Raw genomic sequence first — 25,258 nt, forward strand, 5'->3', positions numbered from 1 at the left:
GCCGAATCTAAAATTAGATTCGGCTTTTTCGTTTTTGATTGATGAATGAGAATTACTTTTTGAGATTGAGAATCAGAATAAACAAGCGACCGAAAATAAACGTAACCAGTGCAAACACAGTACATAAAAAAGCCACTTTGAGGCCGCCAGCCATCATTCCCTGAGAAACGTTCTGCATAGAATCAATAGCATCAAATGCTTCTATTAAGCCAATCACACTTCCTAAAATTCCCCAACTCAGAATGAATAAACTGATGTTGCTTAGTAAAACAATAGTATGTGCTTTATCTCCTTTGGTTATCAATTGTCGAACAAACAAGGCTACTAAAATGATAAAAATAATTACAATAGGCCACATAAAAAAAGGACCTCCTTCTTGGATTCTGTCTAACATAATTTGATTTTTTTAAGAATGAATACACTCCAAAAGTATTCGTTTTAAAAGCTCTTCATTTTTATTTGCGACCAGTAACGTGTTTATTAAGGGATTTGACAATAAGCACAGCGCTGGAGAAAACCCAATTTAAACAGTCATTCGTCTCAAAAACCAATTGATATTTAGCAATTTTTAGCATCTTGCAGTGATGGATTTACTCAAATTTAATCAAACTAAACTATTTGCATCCCACTGTCTATTATGGATTGGTGTTTGGTTTTTTTATATGTATTTCTTTAGTTATAACACAAATAATACGCTGTATGTCACTTGGTTTTCAAGTATATTACTACCCTTAACCATGCTTACAACATATGCAACAGTTTACTATTTAATTCCAAAATTCCTACTTCAAAAACGCTATTGGCTTTTTGGATTATATTCAGTTTATGTAGTGATTTTTACTGCTTTTCTCGTAACAGTTACGATGATAGGCAGTTTTATTTTTATTTCTAACCTCAATGTTGAAGACACACCAATGATGAGTAGAAATCTCGTTTTTATTCTCATACTTATTTATCTGGTTGTGGGTCTTGTCAGTTTCATTCATATTTTGAATCACAACTTCAATACACTTACCCAAAACAAAGCTTTAGAGAATAAAATTTTAGATACACAGCTCCACATAAAAGAACAAGAACTGAGCTATCTCAAGAAACAAATTCATCCACATTTTTTATTCAATTCACTCAATACCATCTACGGTTTTGCCCTGAAACAATCTGCTCAAACCCCAGAAATCATCTTAAAACTTTCTAATCTGCTTGATTATATTTTGTATCAGGTTTCAGAAAAGCAAGTGTCATTTCAACAAGAATTAGATCATATTGAAGAGTACATCAGTCTGGAGCAAATTCGCTTTCAGGACACGTTAGACGTGATTATCAATAAAGACGAAATAGAAAAAAATTGCAGTATTCCGCCGATGCTTTTTATTCCGTTTGTTGAAAATGCCTTTAAGCACGGAAATATTCTAAATGGAAAACTAAAGATCAGGATCGATTTTGAGGTTTCAGATTCACGTCTGAATTTCAGAATTGAAAACAGCACGATCACTGAAAATATAGAAAATCATCAAAACGGTATAGGTTTAGAAAATATCAAAAAACGACTGGATCTCTTATTCCCAAATCGTTACGAGTTAAAAACAACGCAATTTAAAAATAGATTTGTTGCAGCATTAAAAATCGATCTTCATGAGTAAACAACTCAAGGCTATAATCGTAGATGACGAGCCCACTGCGCGCGAAATTCTGAGAACTCATCTCAAAAATATCGCGTTAATACACATTGAGGGAGAATTTAAAAATGCATTGGAAGCGCTTTACTTTTTGAAGACAAATACGGTTGACATAATCTTTTTAGACATCAATATGCCTGAAGTTTCAGGTTTGTCATTAGGAAAACTTATTCAAAAAGAAATCAAACTCATTTTTACAACAGCGCATCGCGAGTATGCTCTAGAGGGGTTTGAGCTTCAGGCGGTAGATTATTTATTGAAACCTATTTCATTTGACCGTTTGCTGCAGGCCGTTTATAAATGTGTGGGACAAGATGTTGAGCAACAACAAAAAGAATTAATAATTGCAAAGGAAGACGCCAACAACTTTGTGTTTATACGTTCTGATCGAAAAATGATTAAAATTGATTTTAGCGAACTTCTTTATGTGGAAAGTCTGAGTGATTACATTAAAATTCATACCCAAACACAGACTCACGTTACCCGAGAAACGATTTCTAATTTTGAAGCAAAGTTACCCGTAAACCAATTTATACGCATCCACCGCTCTTTTATCATCGCTGCTTCGGCAATTAAAGCTTATACCGCAGAACATATAGAACTCAAGTCAAAAACATTACCCATAAGCCGAAGCTATCGAGATTCCGTTTTAAAATTTTTGACAAAGTACGAGTAGTTTAAGCCAGTTCCTTAACCTGCTCCTGATATGATTTTATACGATCGCGTAATTTTGCCGCTTCCATAAAATCAAGCTCTTTCGCAGCGGTTTCCATCTTCTTACGGGTATCGCGTATCAACTGCTCCAACTTCGGTTTGCTCATATAAGCCGTGTCGGGTTCTGCTGCCATATTGGTAAGTTCTTCTGCCTCAAACTTGAATTTTTCCTTCTTAGCTAAAGCACTATCCAGTGATTTCTTTATAGCCATTGGTTTTAATCCATGCTTCTCATTATATGCGATTTGCTTTTGTCTGCGATATTCTGACGCATCAATGGTCTCTTGCATACTCCGAGTAATTTTATCTGCATACATAATCGCGAGTCCATTTATATTACGTGCAGCGCGACCAATAGTCTGAGTTAAAGAACGGTTACTTCTCAAAAAGCCTTCTTTATCTGCATCTAAGATAGCTACTAACGAAACCTCAGGTAAATCCAGTCCTTCACGTAGAAGGTTTACACCTACGAGAACATCAAAAATTCCTTTACGCAAATCAGACATAATTTCTACACGCTCTAGCGTATCTACATCAGAGTGTATATACCGCGTTCTAATGTCTACACGCGTCAAATATTTAGTAAGTTCTTCAGCCATACGTTTAGTAAGCGTAGTGACTAAAGTACGTTCATCTTTTTCAACCCGCTTTTGTATTTCTTCAATCAAATCATCTATTTGATTCAAGCTGGGACGCACCTCAACAATTGGGTCAAGCAGTCCGGTAGGTCTTATAATTTGCTCAACGTAAGTTCCTTCAGATTTTTGCAATTCGTAGTCTGCCGGTGTTGCACTCACATAAATCACCTGATTTTGTAAGGCTTCAAATTCTTCAAATTTTAAAGGTCTGTTATCCATCGCTGCGGGAAGCCTAAATCCGTATTCTACAAGATTTTCTTTACGGCTTCGGTCACCACCATACATTGCGCTTACCTGAGAAACAGTTACGTGACTTTCATCAACCACCATCAAATAATCATCAGGAAAGTAATCTAAAAGACAGAAAGGACGTGTTCCCGGCTCTCTCCCGTCGAGATAGCGCGAGTAGTTCTCAATTCCGCTACAGTAGCCAAGTTCGCGAATCATTTCCAGATCAAAATTAGTTCGTTCTTCCAGCCGCTTTGCTTCTAAATGTTTGCCAATTTCTTTGAAATATTCTACCTGCTTTACCATATCAAAGCCAATCTGATCAATAGCTCCTTGCAGTACATCCGGACTGGTCACAAACATATTTGCAGGGTAAATATTCAAGCGGTCGTATTTCTCGAGAATTTCATTTGTAGTTACATCAAAAGCTTCAATTTCTTCGATCTCATCACCAAAAAAATGCACCCTAAATGCATGATCATCATATCCCGGGTAAATATCTACCGTATCCCCTTTTATGCGGAAATTACCCCGATTGAATTCAGCAGTGGTTCTACTGTATAAACTTTGCACGAGACGTTTCAGTAATTGGGTTCGAGAAATTACCATATCTCGCTCTAGAGCAATAACATTCTTTTGAAATTCCACCGGATTACCGATACCATATAAACAAGAAACCGAAGCCACCACGATGATATCACGACGCCCAGATAGTAACGAGGATGTTGTACTCAGTCGTAATTTTTCGATCTCTTCATTTATTGAAAGATCTTTTTCAATATATGTTCCTGAAGTTGGGATATAAGCTTCCGGCTGATAATAATCATAATAAGACACAAAATACTCAACCGCATTCTCAGGAAAAAAAGCCTTAAACTCACTGTAGAGCTGTGCGGCCAATGTTTTATTATGCGCCAGAACCAATGTAGGCTTTTGAACTTCCTGTAGGACATTTGCCACTGTAAAGGTTTTACCACTACCCGTAACACCTAATAAAGTCTGGTAGCGCTCGCCAGCGTCAATACCGCCCACCAGCTGATTTATTGCTGATGGCTGATCTCCTGTAGGCTTAAATTCTGATTGTATCTTAAATTTCAAAGTATAGCAGTTTTAAACTTGATTCCGAGTTCTTATTTTTTTATAAACTACCTCGTGGAAAGCCCATAAAGCATTCGTTAGAAACAAATTTTCAATTTGGTGGCAAGCCTCAGGGTATTGAACTCTTTGGCGATGCCAATAAAACATGAAATGTTTTGAATCTCGGTTCTTACGTAAAATTAAACTATTTGAAGGTCAAGGTAAAGTCTCGCTATCTTAGGATTAACTTAAAATTTATAAAAGGACTATTTAGCGTTTTAAAGTGAAGTGCGATTTGAATTCCCGACCATCTTCAAGTAAAACTCGAAACCAATAGTCATCAGACGGTAAATTTTCACCAATATAGGTTCCGTCCCAGCCTTCTGATAATGGATTCAGTTCTTTTAATAATTTACCATAGCGATCAAAAATACGAATGACTGTATTAGGCTGTATTAAATCACTTATTCCCTGTATCTGCCAGTAGTCGTGATAACCGTCACCATTAGGCGTAAAATATTTTGAAAAACCAATGATACTGAATTCTTGTTCAATGAAACCACAGTTTTCTTTAGACCTTACATAAACCCTATGAAAGCCGGGAGCAAGATTGTAGAACGTTGTGTCGTCCTGATAAGGCCCTAACTCGTTATCTATCGCCAACTCGTACTCGCCATTTCCTGAAATGGTAAATGTTGCGGTATTATTTTCAGTAGCGTCTGTAACTTCTATATTTTCAATAACTGCAAGTCCTTTTTCTAAAATAGTGATTGATTCTTCTCTAAAACATCCCGACACGACATCTGTTATCCTCAAAGTGTGTGTAGTTGCCAAATTGGTTTCCAAGTATGGTGTAGTCTGACCTTCAGGAAGCCACTTATAGATGTAGGTTCTTGATGTATCTAAATTAGAATAATCAGGATAATACGTTTCTAACTCCGGAAAATTTACAGCACAGTAAATAGCTTCTTCTTCTAAACTAAAATCTGGTCTGGGAATCAATACAAGAGCAACCGGACTAATTGCAAAACAAGCATTATTATTTTCAACTCGTGCATAAACGGTTTCCTTATAAGGTGTTTGATTGGTATAAATTGTTGGCAATTTCAGATTAGCATCTTCAAGCAGTGCTGCTTCTTCGCTAGGATAATAATTTACAGTATAACTTCCTGAAATTCCACCCAAAACCTGAGTATTAGCTTCACTTAGATCAAATTCTCCAAAGCCGGTATCATCGAGGTCACAATCCTCTAGCAAAGCTGAATTTGCAACAGTACTACTTACAACCAGGGTCACATCTACCGAAACTGCACATCCTGCCGGATTTTCTATTCGAGCATATAACGTTTGGGTTGGTGCTGTATTTTTATAACCTATGGGGTCCAATATATTCAAATTCAATTGAGCCTCATTCAAGGTCTCGTGATACGTAATTGTAAAATCTGGATCATTACCTGTTAATTGCTCTTCAGCTTCCGTAAGGTTAAATATACTAAAGCCATCTGCAGTAGCAGCATCTTCACATTGAGTTAATATTGTGGGGTTTTTAGGTGGATACGCGTAATACGTTACTTGTGCTACTCCTACTTTTTCGCAACTACCATCATTAGGATCTAATCTAAACTCATACGTCTCTGTATAAGGTAAAGTAACTCCCGTAGGTTGAGTGATATCAATTTCATAACCCGTCTCACCAGCGATTAAAACATCATCTTTGTACCAGGAATAGGATGCTCCTGTAACGGGTTCATACCCTAACGTATAATTATTTCCATCGCAAAGATCTAACTTCTTACTATCCAGATCATTTTGAATGATATCAAGCTCATTAAATAAAGACTGATTAAAAGGAGGCAAACCCTGATAACTTATGCCGCTTCCTAAATTGATTGCCTTATCATTATAATTGGCTGCCAATCCTGCACTATTAGGATTTTCAATAACGCCTAAATAATTAGAACCCACTTGATACGCAGTACTTAAAGCTCTATATATTTTTCCGTTAGGCCCCAATTGTAAACTACCGCGATAATAGCTTTGTTCATCTAACACAACCTGACTTGTAGATATATCTGTAGCTTCGGTATCGTACTGAAGTAAAGTTGAAAAATGGTTTCCAGGTGGTAATCTAGAATCTTCATTATTTGAACTACTTACATACAAATAACGATTATTAGGAGAAAACTCAACGCCATAAGATGCATAGTTTGTTCCGTTAATCGCAAGACGACTAGCACTAGAAACTATTCCGGTATTCGGATCAAAATCGGCCAAAAATAATCCATCTGCAGCATTTGCTATTGCCAATTTTGAACCATCTGGAGAGAATTTTAAATTACCTCTTGGATCCTGAACAGCCACAGTTATCTGTGATTTTACAGGTGTAGTATTTAAACCTGTATTACTCAATTCATATGCGTATATCGTATTTAATAAATTCTCATTACCGCTAGCGCTAGAGAAAGTTACCATCCATACGCTGTTAGTAACACAACTCTTGATCACCGCACTCAGTTTTTCTGAAGAGAAATTCAAAAGCTTATTATTTTTTGTAGTTACAACACCATCAGGATTGGAATTAAAATCCACGATACTGTAATTTAGCCCCTCACTTACCTCATTTGGTTGTGTTCGAGTATCAACTGTAAATATGTAATATATACCCGGTGTATTGGGCTGGGGTATTATTATGGCAGACTGGGTACTTGAAGGATTTCCAAATAAATTTGTCCCATTTTGCATTATAGAATGGTCTGCTGCATAAACAGTTATGCCATCGGTATAAAAAAGTAAATTACCGTCATCATCAGATATTGTTGCACAACCTTCTAGCGTGTTAAGTTGACCATCTGTAAGTACCGTTGGTGTAGCTGAGCTAAAGTTTAAGCCGGCTCCATTCCCAAAATACCAGTTATTCGCCTGACTTTGTGAAAAAGTATTGAGACTTACCGAAAGGAAGAAAAACAAAAAAAAGGGAATGCTGCGCATTAAAAAGTTTGACCGTGTGATTGTAGTTATTTTAAATACAATTACAATTTAAATGATATTCTTCGTTTAGCGAAATAGTTTCGGCAAAGCAAAGCTTTAAAACGGTAAACTCAACACTTACAAATCTCTTTTTTTAAGCAGAGCATATGCTCCATAAATAAATAAAAATATCCATACCGAAACAATTGCTACTTCATACCAATGTACAGCATAATCAATAGCGATATCTGCCTGTAACTGGTTGGCCGCTGTTTCAATAAAGTTTAAACGCTGAAAAGGTAGATTAATCAGATTTTTCATCGCTTCAAGCGGGAAAAACTGCACGATAGCATCTGCTGTTTCAGCGCTGCCTTTCCAACGTAAAATACCGTAGGTTATGTTTTCAAAAATCCACCAAACGAATAAAAACCCTAATGCAAAAGCAGAACGTTTCACTAAAACTCCTAAGAACAAACAGAATGAGAAAAAACCAACCAGCTTGAAAAAATATGCAAGTAGAAATTCCATTTCTCGGGTAACAATACTAAACTCTGTGTAGTCTGAAAAGGAATAACCCAGAATAAGGCTCATTATAAAAATAAACAGTGTAGAGAGTAAAGCAAAAGCCACAACAGTATAGAACTTAGAAAGCATAAATTCTTTCTTACTCAACCCATCAATCAAGTTCTGTTTGAGTGTACGATTGCTGTATTCATTTGAAATCATCGAAACGATTACAATGGCTAGAAAGAATTTAAGCGTCGCTGCCACCCAGGTATTGAAATGCCAAATAAACGGAAAGTTGAAAATACCTTGATCTGCAATACGTATCTGAAAATCTCCAAGATTAAATTCTATTGAAGCGATAAGGGCTATAAAAGATAAAATCACAAAATAAGCGATACTCAATACTTTTGAAGAACGGCTGTGTTTTAGTTTGTAAAATTCTATAGTAAGTAATCGTAGCATGTGTGGCTTAATTTAGGTTGGCAGTAAGTTGTAAAAATTGTTCTTCTAGGCTTTCTTTACGTTTAACCATATGAGAAAGCACCAATCCCTGATTGAATAAAAATGTGTTTAAGGCTTCTGCAGAAAGGGGGTTTTTAAGAAATCCTGTTACAAGACCGTTCTCTTCTTTAACCGAAGTAAAATCAGGATGCCCTTCGAGAACTGTTATAAGTTCTTGTTGCTTTTCGCAACGCAACTCAAAAAAGCCGTGACTGGCATTTAATTCTTCTACAGGGCCTGCGTAGAGTTTAATTCCCTTTCTGATAATTACAACGTGGGAACACACTTTTTCAACCTCATCTAGCAAATGTGAAGCGAGTAAAATTGTGGTACCGCCCCTTGCAATATTTTTTATGATCTCTCTGATTTGGTGAATTCCCTGAGGGTCCAAACCGTTAGTTGGTTCGTCAAGAATCAAAATTTCAGGATCATTAAGCAAAGCCGAAGCTATTGCCAGGCGTTGCTTCATTCCTAAAGAAAAAGTGCTGAATTTACTGTCTTTTCTATCCAGTAAGTGAACAACTTCTAATTTTTCTTCAATCTTACCGGTGTCAACATCTTTTATCGTACAAACCAATTCGAGGTTTTGAGCAGCAGTCATATATGGGTAAAAATTAGGTCGCTCAATAATAGCTCCTACTTTTTTAAGTGCATGGTGTGTGGTATCACTCCCGTCAAACCATTTAAAATCGCCAGAGGTTGCATTCACAACATTAAGAACCATACCCAAAGTGGTAGATTTACCACTTCCGTTAGGACCAAGAATACCGTAGACATTGCCTTTCTCAATAGTAAAGCTCAAGTCATTGACCGCTTTTACTTTACCGTAATGTTTGGTGAGATTATTTAGTGTAAGAATTGTTTCCAAAAGCGTATTTTTAGAATTAACGTTCAGTAACAAGACGGAAGAACCACTATTTTGTTACATCACATTAGTACCTTTACAATTCAAACTGACTTATTTGGATATTAAAAAAGTCTGAGTTTGAGCTTAAATATGTAGTCTATGGAAGAGAAATTAATGTCGCGCAAAAAGCCAACTTATCCCGTTGGTGAGAAGCTTCAGGAATATTTGAACAAGTATAACAGAGCTACACAAATCCCTGTCTTTTATGATGATTTATTGCGCTTTTCCGGCGGAATAAATATTTACGATAAAAATGATAAAGATACCTTATGGATCAGTGTGTACTACCCAGAACATGAACGTAGAGAGATTGAAGAAAGCCTCAAGCGTGTTTATGCCATTCTACATTCTGATGGAAATGAAAATGTACTGCCGTTCTTAAGTGTTACGGCAATTGATTATTGCACCTTTGGTAACTCAAAGCCTTTCCGCATAAAAGTCAATAATATTTTTAACGACAACTATACGTATTTCTATGTCAAAAAAGCCGATGCAAGCAGAATCTATGGTTTAGACCTGGAGCATATTTTATCTCCCAACCGCATTAACTTTTTGGTTTATAAAGACACGCTTATAGAGGAACATATTGTGGGTATTCCCGGTGATGTTTTTATTTCAGATTATCTGGAAGATTGTGATGATGTAGGTAAAGCGCAATTGGCCAAAGAATTTGTAAAGTTTAATGAGCGCTGTATGATATTGTTATTAGGCGATATGCGATCGTATAACTACGTCGTGATTCCTACTCATGATTTTGATCATATTAAGTATAAAATACGCGCTATTGATTTTGATCAACAGTGTTATGAAGGAAATTTTAAAGTCTATAAACCACACATTTTTAAAGAGAACTTTAGAATGGTAGAACTGGTTTCTAACCGACTGAGAGATAAATCTATAGAGCAATACCGTGAAGAAGAACGTGCTGTACTCGCAAAACGAATTATCACTTCTAAAAATCGCTTACGCCGTCTATTAAAATGTATGACGCAAGACCAAATTTCTTCAGAAAAAAACCTCAAACAACTGCGTAGTCAGTTATACGACTACACGATGGATATGAAATTTAAGCGTGCAAAGTCTATGGGGCAAATCGTAAAAACTGCTTTGGCTTTTGTAAAGCGTAATTATGAAGATGTAAGTATGAAGCGTATTATGGAAGCAAGATATTAATAGACTTTTTAAAATCAAAAAACCCCGTAAATACGGGGTTTTGATTTCTTTCTAAATACGTATACTTTTTAATACAATATCGGTTTAAAATGAATTTCTTCTTCCTCATCCCCTCCATACTTGGCGAAATTCGTTGCTGTTTCAATTAAGGCGAGGTGTGAATATGCCTGCGGAAAATTCCCCAGCAGACGCTTGGTTTTAAAATCAATATCTTCACTGAATAAACCTAAGTGATTACTATACGATAACAATTGATCAAAATATTTGATTGCTTTTTGGCGCTCTCCTATTTTAAATAAACTATCAATAAACCAAAATGTACAAATGGTAAAAGACGAGCTAGGCTCTCCAAAGTCATCTTCATTCTTATATCGATACATCAAACCGTCTTTACAGAGTTCGCGCTCTGTTGCTTCAACTGTAGATACAAACCGTGGATTCTTCGCATCTATAAAACCGTATTGTTCCATCAGTAAGGTAGAAGCATCCAGATCTTTTGAACCGTAATATTGGGTATAAGCCTGCATATCTTCGTTCCAGGCATTTTCGCAGATATCATCGTGAATCTCTTTTCGCAGCGCTTGCCATTCTTCCAGATTACGGTGGCGTTTTAAAACTTCGGCTATTTTAATAGCACGATCTATCGCAACCCAGCATAATAATTTAGAGAATGTAAAATGGCGGTCTTCAGTGCGTAGTTCCCAGATCCCTTTATCGGGTTCTCGCCAGTGTTGTTTTACAATTTTGATAATTCCCAGAACAACCGTCCAAAGTTCTTCACTGTTTTCTAAAGTAGTCTCAAATTGTATAAATTGCTGATAAATAACTTCCATCAGAATTCCATAGATATCATTTTGCCTTTGAATGTACGCAGCATTTCCTACACGTACCGGTGCAGAATCTTTATAACCAGAAAGATGATCTAGGGTATATTCTTCTAAATTCTTTTCGCCATTAATACCATACATTATTTGCATTTTCTCATCCTTATCGGGCAAGGTGTCTATAATAAATTGCAAAAAATTATGTGCATATTTCGTGTGTCCCAAATTTGAAATCACGCGTATCACCATCGATGCATCGCGTACCCAGCAAAAACGATAATCCCAATTGCGCACTTCACCTATAGTTTCTGGTAAGGAGGTTGTCGCAGCAGCAAGCACCGCTCCAGATTTTTCAAACGTGAGTGCTTTTAGAGTGAGTGCACTACGCATTATCTCATTTTGATAAAGCGGATATTTTGTAGTCACCTCACTCCAGTTCATCCAGTAGACCTTAGTACGCTGAAATTTAAGATACGCACGATCTAGTGTTTGTTCCATCAACTTCTCGTGATACGACATCAACAAAAAAGCATTTGCCTCTAGTGTTATGGTCTTTTTATTGAGAATATCCTCTTTTTCGAGATTCGTATATAAATAGAGCGAATCGTATTTACCATCATCGGTATAACTTTCTATATATTCTCCTTTGTTTACGGTAATCGTTTTTACACTGGCATACTCTAACTTAGGATCGTAGTTGCAAACAAACTTGGGTGCACCTTTTACTAATCTGATGAACCTGATGATATCTGGCGGAGCATAAAAAGACCCGCTTCTTTTTTCATAACGCGGCATAAAGTCAAATACCTCAAAAGCATCAGTCCCGTTGTCATACATAGTGCGCAAAATATTAGTCTGCCACATGTATTTTTGAGAGATTTTATAGTCCTCCCCCACTTCAAAACTCTGAGAACCTCCTTTTTCTTCATCCAGTAATTTTGCAAAAACTGATGGAGAGTCAAAGATGGGAAGACAACACCAATCGAGAGATCCTTTTTCTGATATTAAGGCTGCGCTTTTGCAGTTTCCTATGATTCCGTAGTTTAAATTATCCATGAAAATTTTTAAAATATTCTAAAGTTCTATTAAACGGCTAGTGTAACCGCTTCGATTTTCCGAAATTTAAGCATTAACAAAAAATCTAACCCTCCGATTACCTGTTTTTATGAGTAAAACTATCATTATATCAAATCGACTGCCTTTACAATTACAAATCGATAATAAAACCATTAAAGCAACTCCAAGTGTTGGAGGTTTAGCAACGGGGATGAAATCAGTTCACCGCGACAGTAATGGTATTTGGATTGGTTGGACCGGTCTTACCGAAGAAGAAATTCCTGCAGACCTGCGCGATGAAGTTGTTGAAGCCACAATACAAGAACAATGTGTACCTGTTTCGTTGACAGAAGAAGATATTGAAGGCTTTTACTACGGGTTCTCCAACCGTACTATTTGGCCGCTTTTCCATTATTTTATGGAATATACAGAGTTCGAAAAAGAAAGTTGGCAAAGCTATGTTACCGTAAACCAAAAATATGCTGAGGTAGTTCTTGATAATATTGAAGAAGGTGATACGATTTGGGTGCACGATTATCAGTTGATGCTGCTTCCGGCGCTTATTAAAAAAGAGCGACCAGATGTACAAATTGGTTTCTTTTTACACATTCCCTTCCCTTCTTATGAAGTTTTCAGAACCCTTCCGTGGAGAGAAGAAATTTTAAAGGGGTTATTAGGTTCAGATCTAATCGGCTTTCATACCTATGATTATCAGCGTCACTTTTTAAGTTCTGTTTCTCGTATATTAAGAAACGAAGTCAGCTTTAACGAAATTACTCTTAAAGATCGTATTGTTACGGTTAACTCGTACCCTATGGGTATTGACTATAATAAATTCTCTGAAGCTGCGGCAAAACACGACGCAGCAAAAAACCAATCAGAATTGCAACGCCGTCTCGATCTGCATATAGATTCTACGCCAGATGCAAAAATGATTCTTTCTATAGATCGTCTTGATTACAGTAAGGGAATCGCAAACCGCATCAGAGCTTATGAATATTTCCTTGAAAAGTATCCTGAATTTAAAGAGAAAGTTCGCTTGGTTATGCTTGCTGTTCCTTCCCGATCTAATGTTCCGCAATATCAATTGTTGAAAAAAGAAGTTGACGAACTGGTAGGTCGTATTAACGGAAAGTTTGCTTCCGTAAGCTGGACACCGATTTGGTATTTTTACCGCTCAATGCCTTTTGAAAACTTAATTGATTTATACACCACTTGTGAAGTGGCACTTTTAACGCCTATTAGAGACGGAATGAATCTGGTTGCTAAAGAATATGTCGCAACGAGAACCGATAAAAAAGGAGTTTTGATATTGAGTGAAATGGCCGGTGCTGCTCAAGAAATGAGTGAAGCACTCATTATAAATCCGAATAATTTTGAGGAAATTGCAGATGCTTTAAAACAAGCAATAGAAATGCCTGAAGCTGAACAAATCAAACGCAATAAATTTCTTCAAAAACGATTAAAAAGATATAACGTAGAAAAATGGGCTAACGACTTTATGACCTCATTACGTGATACTGCACACAAATCAGACATCGTAAAAGCAATACGTATGCGCACTGATCAGGAAGATGAAATGTTTGAGACTTATAAAAAAGCAGACAAACGTATTCTTTTCTTGGATTATGACGGAACTTTAAGAGGTTTTGTAAACAACCCTGAAGATGCCAGTCCTGACGATGATTTAATAGAATTGGTTAGAACCATACACAATCAAGATAATACCGAAGTAGTAATCATAAGCGGTCGTGACCGCCATACTTTAGGAACCTGGTGGCAAGATGTACCTATAACGCTTATCGCAGAACACGGTGTTTGGAAAAGACCTGTTGGCGGTGAATGGGCTGTCACAGAAAATCTTAAAAACGATTGGATGGATACGGTTCGGCCTATTCTTGAACAGTTTGTAGACCGTACTGCCGGTACATTCATCGAAGAAAAAAACTATTCTTTAGCTTGGCATTATCGCAATGCTGATCCAGATTTAGGTGAGAAACGAGCTAGCGAACTCTCTAATGTTCTTAAAGAACTTTCAGCAAATAATGAGTTGGGTGTTTTAGACGGGAACAAAGTATTGGAAATTAAAGACAGTACGATTCATAAAGGTAAGGCGGTTACCAAACATATTTTTGGCAAAGACTATAGTTTTAAGTTTGCAATAGGTGATGACTGGACCGATGAATACATGTTTCAGGATTTACCCGATGATGCATTTACTATTAAAGTTGGTCTGCAAAAAACAGCAGCTAAATATTATGTAGATGATACAGACCGTGTGCGTGATTTGCTTAAAAAGTTTGCAACAACCTAATAAAATTATACTTAGATAATTTACTCGATAATCAAGTTTTTAACGCTTTTAAGGCTTGCATCGAAATCAAGGTCTATTTCTTTATAATGTCTTTTAGGCTTGACCCAAGATGATTTACTTTTATGGCGAGCAGATTTATTTTAAATTTCTGCTTGCCTTTTTTAATCCTAACAATTGATATGAAATATACATTTACTTTTATTTTTCTTTCTTGTTTTACAGTCCTTCTGGCTCAAAACAATGTCCCTTCAGAAACAGATTTACGCATCTATGGGATTATTGATGCGGTATCTGCAGATCGCATAGAAAAAGATGTACGCACTCTTGCAGGTTTCGGTACCCGAAACACCTTTAGCGACACCTTAAGTAATACACGCGGTATAGGAGCTGCTAGAAGATACATTAAAGCTGAATTTGAAAAAACTTCTCAAAACTGCGAAAATTGCCTAGATGTGTTTTATCAGAAAGATTTAGTTACTCCAGATATGGGTGGCCGTATTCCTAAAGAAACCTATGTGGTAAATGTTGTTGCGATTCAAAAAGGAACTAAATACCCTAACCGCTATATTATTATGAGCGGTGATATAGATTCTCGCGCAAGTGATGCTACAGATTTTACAACAGATGCTCCCGGAGCAAATGATAATGCAAGCGGAATGGCAGGAACTATGGAAGCTGCTCGTGTGCTTTCTAAATATAAATTTGAGAATAGCATCATTTATGTAGGCTTATCTGGTGAAGAGCAAGGACTTTTTGGAGGGAAAGGATTGGCAGAGTATGCGGTTAAACAAGGTTGGGATATCATCGGGATTTTAAACAACGATATGATTGGTAATATTGAAGGTGTTGATGGAGTAATCAGTAATCGGGATTTTAGAATTTTCTCTGAACCGGTACCGGCCAATGAAACTGAAAAACAGCGTAATGCCCGTCGTTTTTACGGGGGTGAAGTTGATGGAAATTCTCGCCAATTGGCGCGTTACATTCATAAAAATGTCTCTAATTATATGCCCGAAATGAACCCGATGATGATTTATCGTTTGGATCGTTTTGGACGTGGTGGTCATCATAGACCTTTTAATGATTTAGGCTTCGCCGGAATCAGAATTATGGAAGCTCATGAAAATTATACACAACAGCATCAAGACATCCGTACGGAAGATGGTATTGAATATGGAGACGTTATTGAGCACGTTAATTTCCCTTACGCAGCAAAGCTTACAGCAGTTAACGCTATTAATCTGGCAAGCTTAGCCTGGGCACCACCAGCACCCAAAACAGTGAAAATTGGTGGCATCGTAGAGGCAGACGTTAAACTGCAATGGACTAAAGTAGAAGGTGCTTTTGGTTATAAAGTTTACTGGAGAGATACTACATCTCCTACTTGGGACCACAGCCGTTATGTGGGTGATATTTCAGAAATAACTTTAGACGGGATTGTAATTGATAATTCATTCTTTGGTGTTTCAGCGGTAGGTGCAAATGGTCACGAGAGTCCAGTAGTTTTTCCTAATGAAATAATGAGATAGAAAATATTTGGAACAACTTTTGAATTCCATATTCTAAATACATACCATGCATAAATTACTTTCTCTGGCACTTGGGCTATTAACTGTGTCAGCAATTGCTCAAAAAACAACCTTCACACATCAAGATACTTTAAAAGGTAGTATCACTCCTGAGCGTGCTTGGTGGGATGTTTCCAATTATGATTTAAAGGTTGATATAGATCCTGATAAAGAATTTATTTCAGGAACTAATACTATTACCTATAAAGTGATCAATCCGTACCAAACGATACAAATCGATCTGCAAGAGCCCATGAAACTTTTGAGTGCGACTCAAGACGGTAAAAAATTAGCGATCAAACAAGATGGAGCAGCCCATTTTATTTCGCTGAAAGCAAAACAGAAAAAAAATGCTGTAAATAAACTCGAAGTAAATTTTGAAGGAAAACCCGTGGTTGGTAAACGCTTACCTTGGGATGGTGGATGGACATGGCAAGAAGACACTAACGGCAAAGCCTTTGCAGCTAACGCAAATCAAGGTGTGGGTTCGTCAATTTGGTGGCCTAACAAGGATATTCCTTATGACGAAATAGAAAGTCTGGATTTCTATATTACAGTTCCTAAAGGCTTGACAGGCGTGGGCAATGGTAAACTCATAGACTCTACTTCAACTAAAGATAAAACAACCTTTCACTGGGCTGTTAAAAATCCTATCAATAATTACGGTATTAGTGCTGATATTGCAGATTATGCGCACTTCTCAGAAATTTATGAAGGTGAAAAAGGAAGTCTGGACTTAAACTTTTATGTACTAAAGAAAAACCTTAAAAAAGCCAAAGAACAATTCAAGCAAGTACCTAAAATGCTTGAAGCTTTTGAATATTGGTTCGGCCCTTATCCATTTTATGAAGACGGCTATAAATTAGTTGAAGTACCTTATTTAGGTATGGAGCATCAAAGCAATGTCACCTATGGTAATGCTTACGGAAATGGCTATTTAGGTCGTGATCTTTCTGGTAGCGGATGGGGTTTAAAATTTGATTATATCATCATTCACGAGAGTGGCCACGAGTGGTTTGCGAATAACATAACAAATAAAGATGTTGCAGATATGTGGATTCATGAAAGTTTCACCACCTATTCTGAAAACTTATTTGTTGATTACTTCTACGGAAAAGAGGCTTCATCAGATTATGTCATTGGAATGCGAAATGCTATTCGTAATGACCGTCCTATCATTGGTACGTATGGTGTAGATCACGAAGGAAGTGGCGATATGTATTTTAAAGGTGCTAATATTTTGCACACCTTAAGACAATTGATCGAAGATGATGAAAAATGGCGTGAAATTCTGCGCGGACTTAATAAAGAATTTTATCATCAAACCGTGACCACAGCTCAGGTTGAAAATTATATAAGTGAAAAAAGTGGAATTGATCTTACCGAATTTTGGAATCAGTATTTGCGTACCACGATGATTCCGGAGTTAGAATATACTATTAACGGAAATACGTTGAAATTCCGTTATGCAGATATTGTTGAAGGGTTTGATATGCCAATTCAGATTATGGTAAACCAAGAAAAAATATGGATTTATCCTGCTGCAAACTGGAATACCAAATCGTTTGATGAACCTATTTCTGAATTTGAAATAGACCGCAATTTTTATATTGAATCTGAAGAATTAGATTAGCAATGACTAAACCCAAACGTCCACTACTTTATTTTAAAAATGCTGAAGAATGGCGTAATTGGCTACACGAAAACCATCACTTAGATGCCGGTGTAGAACTTGTATTTTACAAAGTAGCATGTGAAGAGCCCAGTATGCGCTGGGAAGAAGCTGTAAAGGTTGCCCTCTGTTACGGTTGGATAGACAGTACAGTTAGAAAGCTTGATGATAAAAGAAGAAAGCAATATTTCTGTCCAAGAAAATCAAAAAGTGTATGGAGCGCAATAAATAAAGGCTATGTTGATGAATTACTAGAGGCAGATTTAATACATCCCAATGGAATGAAAGCTATTGAGCTTGCTAAAGAAAATGGTTCATGGACATCTCTTGATGATGTTGAAAATGGAATTACACCAGAGGATTTACAAAAAGCCTTTGACGCAAATTCTAAGGCCTTTGAGAACTTCCTAAATTTTGCTAAAGGCTATCGCAAAAGCTACTTATACTGGCTAAATCAGGCTAAGCGCGAAGGGACGCGCAAAAAACGTATTACTCAAATCATTGAGCTTTGTGAGCAGAATATCAAGCAGCGTTTATAAAAAAAGCCCAATACTCATAAGTATCGGGCTTTTAGTTATATAAAACTCCAGATTAATCTTGTACAGAAAATTTAAAGGAAGTTGTAGTCTCATATTTTTCCCCGGGTTTAAGAACCGTTGAAGGAAAGCCAGCCTGATTTGGTGAATCTGGATAATGCTGAGTTTCTAAACAAAAACCACTGCGATACGCATAGGTACCTTTACCATCCTTTTGAGTAAGCGTCCCATCGAGGAAGTTACCGGTGTAAAACTGAATAGCAGGCTCTGTGGTCATAATTTCCATAAACCTTCCGCTTTCAGGATCAAGAGCAGTAGCCGCCAGCTTCATTTCACCGCCGGTTCCATTCAAAATCCAGCAATGGTCGTAACCCAATCCTTTCTTTAACTGATCCTCTTCCGCATTAATTTCAGCTCCTACTTTCTTTGGTTTATTAAAATCAAAAGCTGTTCCTGCAACAGATCTCAGCTCTCCCGTAGGTATCAAACCAGCGTCAACAGGAAGGTATTGATCTGCGTTGATCATTACTTCAGTATCCAAAATTGTGTTGTCAAAATTACCTGAAAGGTTAAAATACGTGTGTTGAGTCAAATTAACCACAGTAGGCTTATCGGTAGTCGCTTCATACTTTACCATCAACGTATTATCTGCCTGTAAAGTATAAGTTACTGTAGTTTCTAAATTACCGGGGTATCCCATATCGCCGTCAAGACTTAAGTAGGTAAGTTTTAAACCTACGTTATCGCCGTCTTTTACTTCTTCGGCATTCCAAACCACTTTATCAAAACCGGCGGTTCCACCGTGAAGACTGTTATCCCCATCATTTACAGGCAATTTGTACGTTTCTCCGTCTAACTTAAATTCTCCTTTAGCAATTCGGTTTCCGTAGCGGCCAATGATTGCTCCAAAATACGGTGAACCTTCTACATACTCCTCCAGGTTGTCAAAACCTAAAACCACGTCTTGAAACGTACTGTCTTTACTCGGCGCTTTTAAACTGGTGATGATACCACCGTAAGTGATGACATCTACTTCCATTCCATTTGCGTTGACTAAAGCATATTTCTCAACAGGTATACTGTCCTGATACATTCCAAAATCGGACTTGGTTATGCTTGCTTCTGCCATTTCTTCTACGACAGGAGTGTCTTCTTTCTTGGTATCATTTTTACAATTTACCAAGGTAAGTGACATCCCCAGAACAATTGGAATGACTAAAAATTTACTAGTTAATTTCATACTCTTTTATTAGGTTGATAATTACATGCGGTGCTGAAAAATCTGATAGTATGCTTCGTTAGCGTTGATTGTATCTTTAAAATCACGCACACGAGTCTGATCATCTATAACCAGCAATTCGATACCTGCAATATCGGCAAAATCCTCCATAAATTCAGTAGTCACCGCCTGACTGTAAACTGTATGGTGTGCACCACCTGCAAGAATCCAACTGGTTGCAGCAATATCAAGGTCTGGCTTACAATCCCAAAGCACACGAGCTACCGGTAAATGTGGTAAATCTGCTTCTGGTTTTACAGCTTCAACTTCGTTAACAATTAAGCGAAAACGGTTACCCATATCTACTAAAGAAGCATTGATCGCAGGACCTTCTGGTGAATTAAAAACCAAACGCGCAGGATCTTCTTTACCACCGATTCCTAGTGGGTGTACTTCACATTTAGGCTTAGCATCAGCAATAGAAGGACAAATCTCAAGCATATGAGAACCTAAAACATAAGAACCCTGTGGTGTGAAATGATACGTGTAATCTTCCATAAATGAAGTTCCACCGTCAAGACCTATCGCCATAACTTTCATCGCACGGGTTAAAGCAGCAGTTTTCCAGTCACCTTCTCCTCCAAAACCATAACCATCTGCCATTAGGCGTTGTGTAGCGATACCCGGTAATTGTTTCAGTTCTCCTAAATTTTCAAACGTATCTGTAAAAGCTCCAAAACCACCTTCTTCTAAAAAAGCTCTAAGTCCCAATTCAATTTTAGCTGCATCAACCAGAGATTGACGTTGCGCTCCACCGTTTTTTATTGATTCAGCAAGCTCGTATTCCTCGTCATAAGTCTTCAAAAGAGCATCAAGGTCTTCCTGTTTGATCTCATTTATTTTTGCTACAATATCTGAAGAGTCAAATCCATTTACGGTAAAACCAAAACGCATTTGTGCTTCTACCTTGTCACCCTCAGTTACTGCTACTTCACGCATATTATCACCAATACGGGCAACTTTAAGATTTTGAAATTCATTCCATCCAAGAGCTACACGTGTAAATACACCTAATTTTGTTTGCACACGTTTGTCTCCCCAATGACCTACAACTACTTTGCGTTTCTTACGCATACGAGACATCATAAAGCCAAATTCACGATCACCATGCGCAGATTGATTTAAATTCATAAAATCCATATCAATCTCACCCCAAGGGATCTCTGCATTAAACTGTGTGTGTAAATGGCAGATAGGTTTTTGAAGTAAATTCAATCCTTTAATCCACATTTTCGCAGGAGAAAAGGTATGCATCCATAAAATTAATCCGATGCAATTTTTATTGCTGTTAGCTTCCAGACATAAGTCTGTAATCTCATTAGGTGTTTTTACTAAATCTTTATAAACGATTTTCACCGGAATATCCTGAGAACTATTAAGTCCCTTTGCAATTTCCTGTGAATGATTTGCAACTTGTTTCAAAGTTTCTTCACCATATAAGTGTTGGGTTCCTGTAACAAACCAGACTTCGTAATGATCAATATTGTAATTCATAAAAAATATATACTTATACTATTATTTAGGTTTTGAATTTTCTTAAGAAAAATAGATGTAAACGGCGGCAACCATAACACAAATCGCTATTCCCGCTGGTTTCATATATTTCCAAGGGGTGATGTCTACCTGACGGGTATATTCCTGAAGGTAATCTGTCTCTCTAGGATAGAATTTACTAACACCAAATAAGATTCCTACTACCAACACAAAGATGATTCCCATAATGTGTAAGAAACTCGGGAAAGCCTCTTTAGCAATTTGAGCAAGCTCAGAAGCATCTGTAACCCCTCCCAATTCTGCAGCTGTGACAGCATTACCAGTAATAATCGGTTTGATCACATAAAGCGTTACCAAATAAGAAACTACCGCAAAAACAATAGCTATATTGGCAGCTTTACCAGAAACACGTTTAGAATAAATACCCACTAGAATAATCGCAAGAATAGGAACGCTAAAAGATCCGTTAAGTTCTTGCAGGTAGTTGAAAATACCACCTTCAACCCCGTACAATAATGGAGCAATTAACATAGAGAAAACTGCAAGCAGGATACCAAAAGTTTTACCGGCGCGAACAACTTGCTTTTCAGAAGCATTGTTGTTGAAATACTGCTTGTATAAATCTAATCCAAATAAAGTTACAGACGAGTTAAGCGCAGAGTTAAACGAACTCAAAATTGCACCAAATAAAACTGCAGCAAAGAAGCCAACAAATGCAGTAGGAAGCACTGCTTTTACGAGCATTGGGTATGCTTCATCTGCGTTGTCAAGATTTCCGTTAAAATATTGAAAGGCTATAATACCGGGTAAGACCACGATTATGGGGCCTAAGATTTTCACAAAAGCCGCAAGACAGAGTCCCTTTTGACCTTCAGCAAGATTTTTTGCTCCTAACGTACGTTGTATAATAGCTTGGTTGGTACCCCAATAGTAAAAATTTACAATCACCATACCAGTGAATAAAGTCGTCCAGGGAACTGAAGAATCGGGTCCGCCCAAGATTTCAAACTTTTCAGGAAGGTTTGTTTTAAGTACGTTCATACCCTCTATAATGCTACCATCACCTACTGCCATTAATCCAAAAACAGGGATCAATAAACCACCTACAATAAGTCCTACTGCGTTTATCGAGTCAGAAACCGCAACGGCTTTAAGTCCACCAAAAATCGCATAAACCGAACCGATAAGACCAATTCCCCAAACCGTTACCCAAAGGGCAGACTCCGGAGACATACCCATACGTTCAGGCAGGTCAAACATCGTGTTTATTGCTAAAGCACCAGAATAGAGAACAGTTGGTAACATCGAAATTGCGTATGCCATTAAGAAAAGAATTGACACAATCGTTTTCGTAAGTTTTCCGTAGCGCTTTTCTAAAAACTGTGGAATAGTGGAAATTCCACCCTTTAAATATTTAGGCAGCAAAACGAACGCAGTAAAAACCATTGCAACAGCTGCTAAAATTTCATAGGCTGCGATAAGAATACCCTCGCTGAAACCGATACCATTAGCACCAATAATTTGCTCAGTAGAAAGGTTCGTAAGTAATAGTGACCCCGCAATTACCGGCCCGGTAAGACTTCGCCCTCCCAGAAAATAACCATCTGAAGTGGTCTCATCTGTGGTACGCGATGCGAAGTACGAAATAACTGCCACAAGAATTGTAAATGCAGCAAAAGTGATTAATCCCATAGTGTTTAAATGTAATTAGTTAGTAGTTTAGCAACCCTGACCGTAATAGGCATCTTTGCCGTGTTTACGCTCGTAATGCTTTTTAATAAGAGAGTCTTTTAGCCTTGGTGCATTAGGATTTATCTGAAGCGTCAATTGCGCCATACGGGCTACTTCTTCTAAAACCTTACTGTTATAAACCGCTTTAGCGGCAGTTTCTCCCCAGGCAAACGGACCGTGATTTCCCAAAAGTACCATATTTACTTCTTTGTAATCAAGACCTTTATCCTTAAAACAGTCAAGAATTTGAATTCCTGTGTTGTGCTCATAATTACCAGCGATTAAATCGTCGTGCATAGGTGGTGCACAGGGTATATCTGCAGTTAAATGATCTGCGTGTGTAGTTCCGAATACTGGAATATCCATCTGTGCCTGAGCCCAAGCTACAGAATATGTAGCGTGTGTATGCGCGATACCTCCTACTTCTTCCCAGTGCTTGTATAAATAAGCATGTGTTTTAGTATCTGAAGATGGACGCTTATCTCCTTCAACAATAGTGTTATCATAATCTACAATAACAATGTCTTCAGGTTTTAAACTTTCATAAGGAACACCACTGGGTTTGATAGCAAATACACCATTTTTACGATCTACTGCACTAACATTTCCGAAGGTATAAATAACAAGACCTAAAGCATCTAGCTCCATATTTGCTTCGTAACATTCCTCTTTTAACGATTTATACATGAGCTTCTGTTTTCTTTTTAGATTTTACAATCGACTTTTCTACAAATTGGCTTAAAACTTCATAGCGCTCCATCAAATCAGCAAATTCTTCAAGATGCTCTGGTTGTGGATGGTATTCTGCTTCATAATCACTTCCTAGACTTTTACTCGCTTCAATTACATCGGGGTAAATCCCTGCTGCTACAGCTGCATAAACAGCTGCACCAAGAGCTGGAGCCTGATCTGAAGCTGCAACTTTAATAGGAACATTAAGCGTATTTGCCAGTGACTGCATTATAAATTTAGATTTACGTGCAACGCCACCGATACCCACGACAGATTTAATTTCGATACCTTCATCTTCAAAACGATCTAAGATCTTTTTAGAACCAAAGCAAATTGCATTAACCAAAGCCTTAAAAATATGCGGCGCGCGTGTACCCATATTAAGGTTTGTAACCGCTGCTTCCAGTTCTTGATTTGCGTCTGGCGTTCTACGACCATTAATCCAGTCTAATGCAACAGGAATAGCTTCATTATGTGGAATAGCTTCAGCCTCGTCAGATAATTTTCTAATAAAATCTGATTCGATTTCTGCCTTAAGCTTTTCTTTTTGTTCTTCAGAAAGAATATTTGAAGTAAGCACGAGGTTATCAATTGGCCAACTCAACACATCTTTAAACCACGCTAATAGATCACCAAAAGCAGATTGCCCGGCCTCAAGACCTACAAGCCCCGGAATAACTGAACCATCAACCTGACCACAAATACCGCGTACAGTTTTATTTGCAGTAACTTCTGGTGAAGAAACACTGATATCACAAGTAGAAGTTCCCATTACACGAACCAATGTGTGCTCTTCAACCTTAGCTCCAACGGCACCTGCGTGCGCATCAAAAGTACCCACCGCTATAACCGTATCTGTAGTTAGACCCAATTTTTCTGCCCAGGCAGCACTTAAATTGCCAGCTATTTCGTCTGATGTATAGGTTTCTGAATATAAGTTATCTCTAAGTGTAGCCAGATACGGATGTAATTTCCCTAGAAATTCTTCGGGGGGAAGACCGCCCCAGCTCTCGTGCCACATCGCTTTGTGACCTGCCGCGCAACGGCTACGTTTAAAATCATCAAGAGAAACGTCTTCAAGTAACGCATAAGTTATCCAGTCGCAATGCTCCATCCAAGAATGCGCAGCTTCCATTACTTTTTGATCTTCACGAACTACATGTAAAATTTTTGCCCAAAACCATTCTGAAGAATAAATTCCACCTTCATATTTTGTAAAATCTTCCCCGCCCCAATTGCGAGCCAGTTCATTGATTTCATTAGCTTCTGCTATAGCAGTGTGATCTTTCCACAACACCATCATGGCATTCGGATTTTCTTCAAAGCCTTCAGTAAGTGAAAGCGGAATTCCCGCTGCATTTACCGGAATTGGAGAAGAACCTGTTGTGTCTATGCAAATCCCTTTTACAGATGCAGCAGGAACACCACTTCTTGAAACAACAGCTTTTATCGTATTCTCTAATCCTTCTAAATGATCTAATGGATGTTGGCGAAAACGATTTTCCGATGGATTACAAAACAATCCCTTTTTCCAACGTTGGTAATAACTCACTTCGGCCTCAATTTCCTGACCGTTAGCAGCATCTATTAAAACAGCCCGTACAGAATCTGAACCGTAATCTAAGCCAATGACATATTCTTTCATAAAACAATCACTTGTTATC

General features: G+C 37.6%; 18 protein-coding genes. 7 read left to right on the forward strand and 11 right to left on the reverse strand.

Annotated features, from left to right (window positions below):
- Window positions 1–52: 52 nt before the first annotated feature.
- Complete coding sequence (locus DSM02_RS10775; protein ID WP_240674033.1) at window positions 53–394, reverse strand: MotA/TolQ/ExbB proton channel family protein; 342 nt, start codon at window positions 392–394, stop codon at window positions 53–55.
- A gap of 343 nt (window positions 395–737) precedes the next feature.
- Here DSM02_RS10775 and DSM02_RS10780 point away from each other — a divergent pair, with 343 nt between their 5' ends.
- Both DSM02_RS10780 and DSM02_RS10785 read left to right on the forward strand, forming a co-directional pair.
- Window positions 738–1,640, forward strand: a complete 903-nt coding sequence (locus DSM02_RS10780; RefSeq protein WP_240674034.1) for a sensor histidine kinase — start codon at window positions 738–740, stop codon at window positions 1,638–1,640.
- Window positions 1,633–2,352, forward strand: coding sequence for a LytR/AlgR family response regulator transcription factor (locus tag DSM02_RS10785; protein ID WP_128765641.1), 720 nt, complete (start codon window positions 1,633–1,635; stop codon window positions 2,350–2,352). Before DSM02_RS10780 ends, DSM02_RS10785 begins: the two co-directional genes overlap by 8 nt.
- 1 nt (window position 2,353) lies before the next feature.
- Here DSM02_RS10785 and uvrB read toward each other — a convergent pair whose 3' ends face one another.
- From uvrB to DSM02_RS10805, 4 genes are all read right to left on the reverse strand, one after another.
- Window positions 2,354–4,354 carry an excinuclease ABC subunit UvrB gene (gene uvrB / locus DSM02_RS10790; RefSeq protein ID WP_128765642.1) on the reverse strand — a complete coding sequence of 667 codons (2,001 nt, stop codon included), beginning with the start codon at window positions 4,352–4,354 and terminating at the stop codon, window positions 2,354–2,356.
- A 249-nt stretch (window positions 4,355–4,603) separates the two neighbouring features.
- Complete coding sequence (locus DSM02_RS10795) at window positions 4,604–7,321, reverse strand: T9SS type B sorting domain-containing protein (protein ID WP_128765643.1); 2,718 nt, start codon at window positions 7,319–7,321, stop codon at window positions 4,604–4,606.
- Window positions 7,322–7,438: 117 nt separating this feature from the next.
- Window positions 7,439–8,269: an ABC transporter permease gene (locus tag DSM02_RS10800; RefSeq protein WP_128765644.1), complete on the reverse strand. Its 831-nt coding sequence runs from the start codon at window positions 8,267–8,269 to the stop codon at window positions 7,439–7,441.
- Window positions 8,270–8,276: 7 nt separating this feature from the next.
- Complete coding sequence (locus DSM02_RS10805; protein ID WP_128765645.1) at window positions 8,277–9,176, reverse strand: ABC transporter ATP-binding protein; 900 nt, start codon at window positions 9,174–9,176, stop codon at window positions 8,277–8,279.
- Window positions 9,177–9,314: 138 nt separating this feature from the next.
- On the opposite strand from DSM02_RS10805, the gene DSM02_RS10810 reads away from it, so the two are divergent.
- Window positions 9,315–10,388: a hypothetical protein gene (locus DSM02_RS10810; protein ID WP_128765646.1), complete on the forward strand. Its 1,074-nt coding sequence runs from the start codon at window positions 9,315–9,317 to the stop codon at window positions 10,386–10,388.
- A 68-nt stretch (window positions 10,389–10,456) separates the two neighbouring features.
- Here DSM02_RS10810 and DSM02_RS10815 read toward each other — a convergent pair whose 3' ends face one another.
- Window positions 10,457–12,268 carry a glycoside hydrolase family 15 protein gene (locus tag DSM02_RS10815; RefSeq protein WP_128765647.1) on the reverse strand — a complete coding sequence of 604 codons (1,812 nt, stop codon included), beginning with the start codon at window positions 12,266–12,268 and terminating at the stop codon, window positions 10,457–10,459.
- 109 nt (window positions 12,269–12,377) lie between these two features.
- Here DSM02_RS10815 and DSM02_RS10820 point away from each other — a divergent pair, with 109 nt between their 5' ends.
- The 4 genes from DSM02_RS10820 to DSM02_RS10835 all read left to right on the forward strand — a co-directional run bounded on the left by DSM02_RS10820 (window position 12,378) and on the right by DSM02_RS10835 (window position 18,361).
- Window positions 12,378–14,582 (forward strand): bifunctional alpha,alpha-trehalose-phosphate synthase (UDP-forming)/trehalose-phosphatase, encoded by a 2,205-nt coding sequence (locus tag DSM02_RS10820; protein ID WP_128765648.1) that lies wholly within the window; start codon window positions 12,378–12,380, stop codon window positions 14,580–14,582.
- Between the two features lie 179 nt (window positions 14,583–14,761).
- Window positions 14,762–16,111: a M28 family peptidase gene (locus DSM02_RS10825; protein WP_128765649.1), complete on the forward strand. Its 1,350-nt coding sequence runs from the start codon at window positions 14,762–14,764 to the stop codon at window positions 16,109–16,111.
- A gap of 46 nt (window positions 16,112–16,157) precedes the next feature.
- Window positions 16,158–17,783: a M1 family metallopeptidase gene (locus DSM02_RS10830; RefSeq protein ID WP_128765650.1), complete on the forward strand. Its 1,626-nt coding sequence runs from the start codon at window positions 16,158–16,160 to the stop codon at window positions 17,781–17,783.
- A 2-nt stretch (window positions 17,784–17,785) separates the two neighbouring features.
- On the forward strand, window positions 17,786–18,361 hold the full coding sequence (locus tag DSM02_RS10835) for a YdeI/OmpD-associated family protein (RefSeq protein ID WP_128765651.1): 576 nt from the start codon (window positions 17,786–17,788) through the stop codon (window positions 18,359–18,361).
- A 52-nt stretch (window positions 18,362–18,413) separates the two neighbouring features.
- On the opposite strand, the gene DSM02_RS10840 is transcribed toward DSM02_RS10835, so the two are convergent.
- Genes DSM02_RS10840 through DSM02_RS10860 form a run of 5 tightly spaced genes read right to left on the reverse strand, consistent with a single transcriptional unit; the run spans window position 18,414 to window position 25,239 of the window.
- Window positions 18,414–19,598, reverse strand: coding sequence for an aldose epimerase family protein (locus DSM02_RS10840; RefSeq protein ID WP_128765652.1), 1,185 nt, complete (start codon window positions 19,596–19,598; stop codon window positions 18,414–18,416).
- Window positions 19,599–19,619: 21 nt separating this feature from the next.
- On the reverse strand, window positions 19,620–21,131 hold the full coding sequence (gene araA, locus DSM02_RS10845; protein WP_128765653.1) for an L-arabinose isomerase: 1,512 nt from the start codon (window positions 21,129–21,131) through the stop codon (window positions 19,620–19,622).
- 42 nt (window positions 21,132–21,173) lie between these two features.
- Window positions 21,174–22,823: a solute:sodium symporter family transporter gene (locus DSM02_RS10850; protein WP_128765654.1), complete on the reverse strand. Its 1,650-nt coding sequence runs from the start codon at window positions 22,821–22,823 to the stop codon at window positions 21,174–21,176.
- A gap of 27 nt (window positions 22,824–22,850) precedes the next feature.
- Window positions 22,851–23,549 carry an L-ribulose-5-phosphate 4-epimerase gene (locus DSM02_RS10855; RefSeq protein ID WP_128765655.1) on the reverse strand — a complete coding sequence of 233 codons (699 nt, stop codon included), beginning with the start codon at window positions 23,547–23,549 and terminating at the stop codon, window positions 22,851–22,853.
- Complete coding sequence (locus DSM02_RS10860; protein WP_128765656.1) at window positions 23,542–25,239, reverse strand: ribulokinase; 1,698 nt, start codon at window positions 25,237–25,239, stop codon at window positions 23,542–23,544. The genes DSM02_RS10855 and DSM02_RS10860 overlap by 8 nt, the downstream gene beginning before the upstream one ends.
- Window positions 25,240–25,258 lie beyond the last annotated feature (19 nt).

Origin of the sequence: Leeuwenhoekiella polynyae (assembly GCF_004104075.1) — a bacterium.
Classification (GTDB): Bacteria; Bacteroidota; Bacteroidia; order Flavobacteriales; family Flavobacteriaceae; genus Leeuwenhoekiella; species Leeuwenhoekiella polynyae.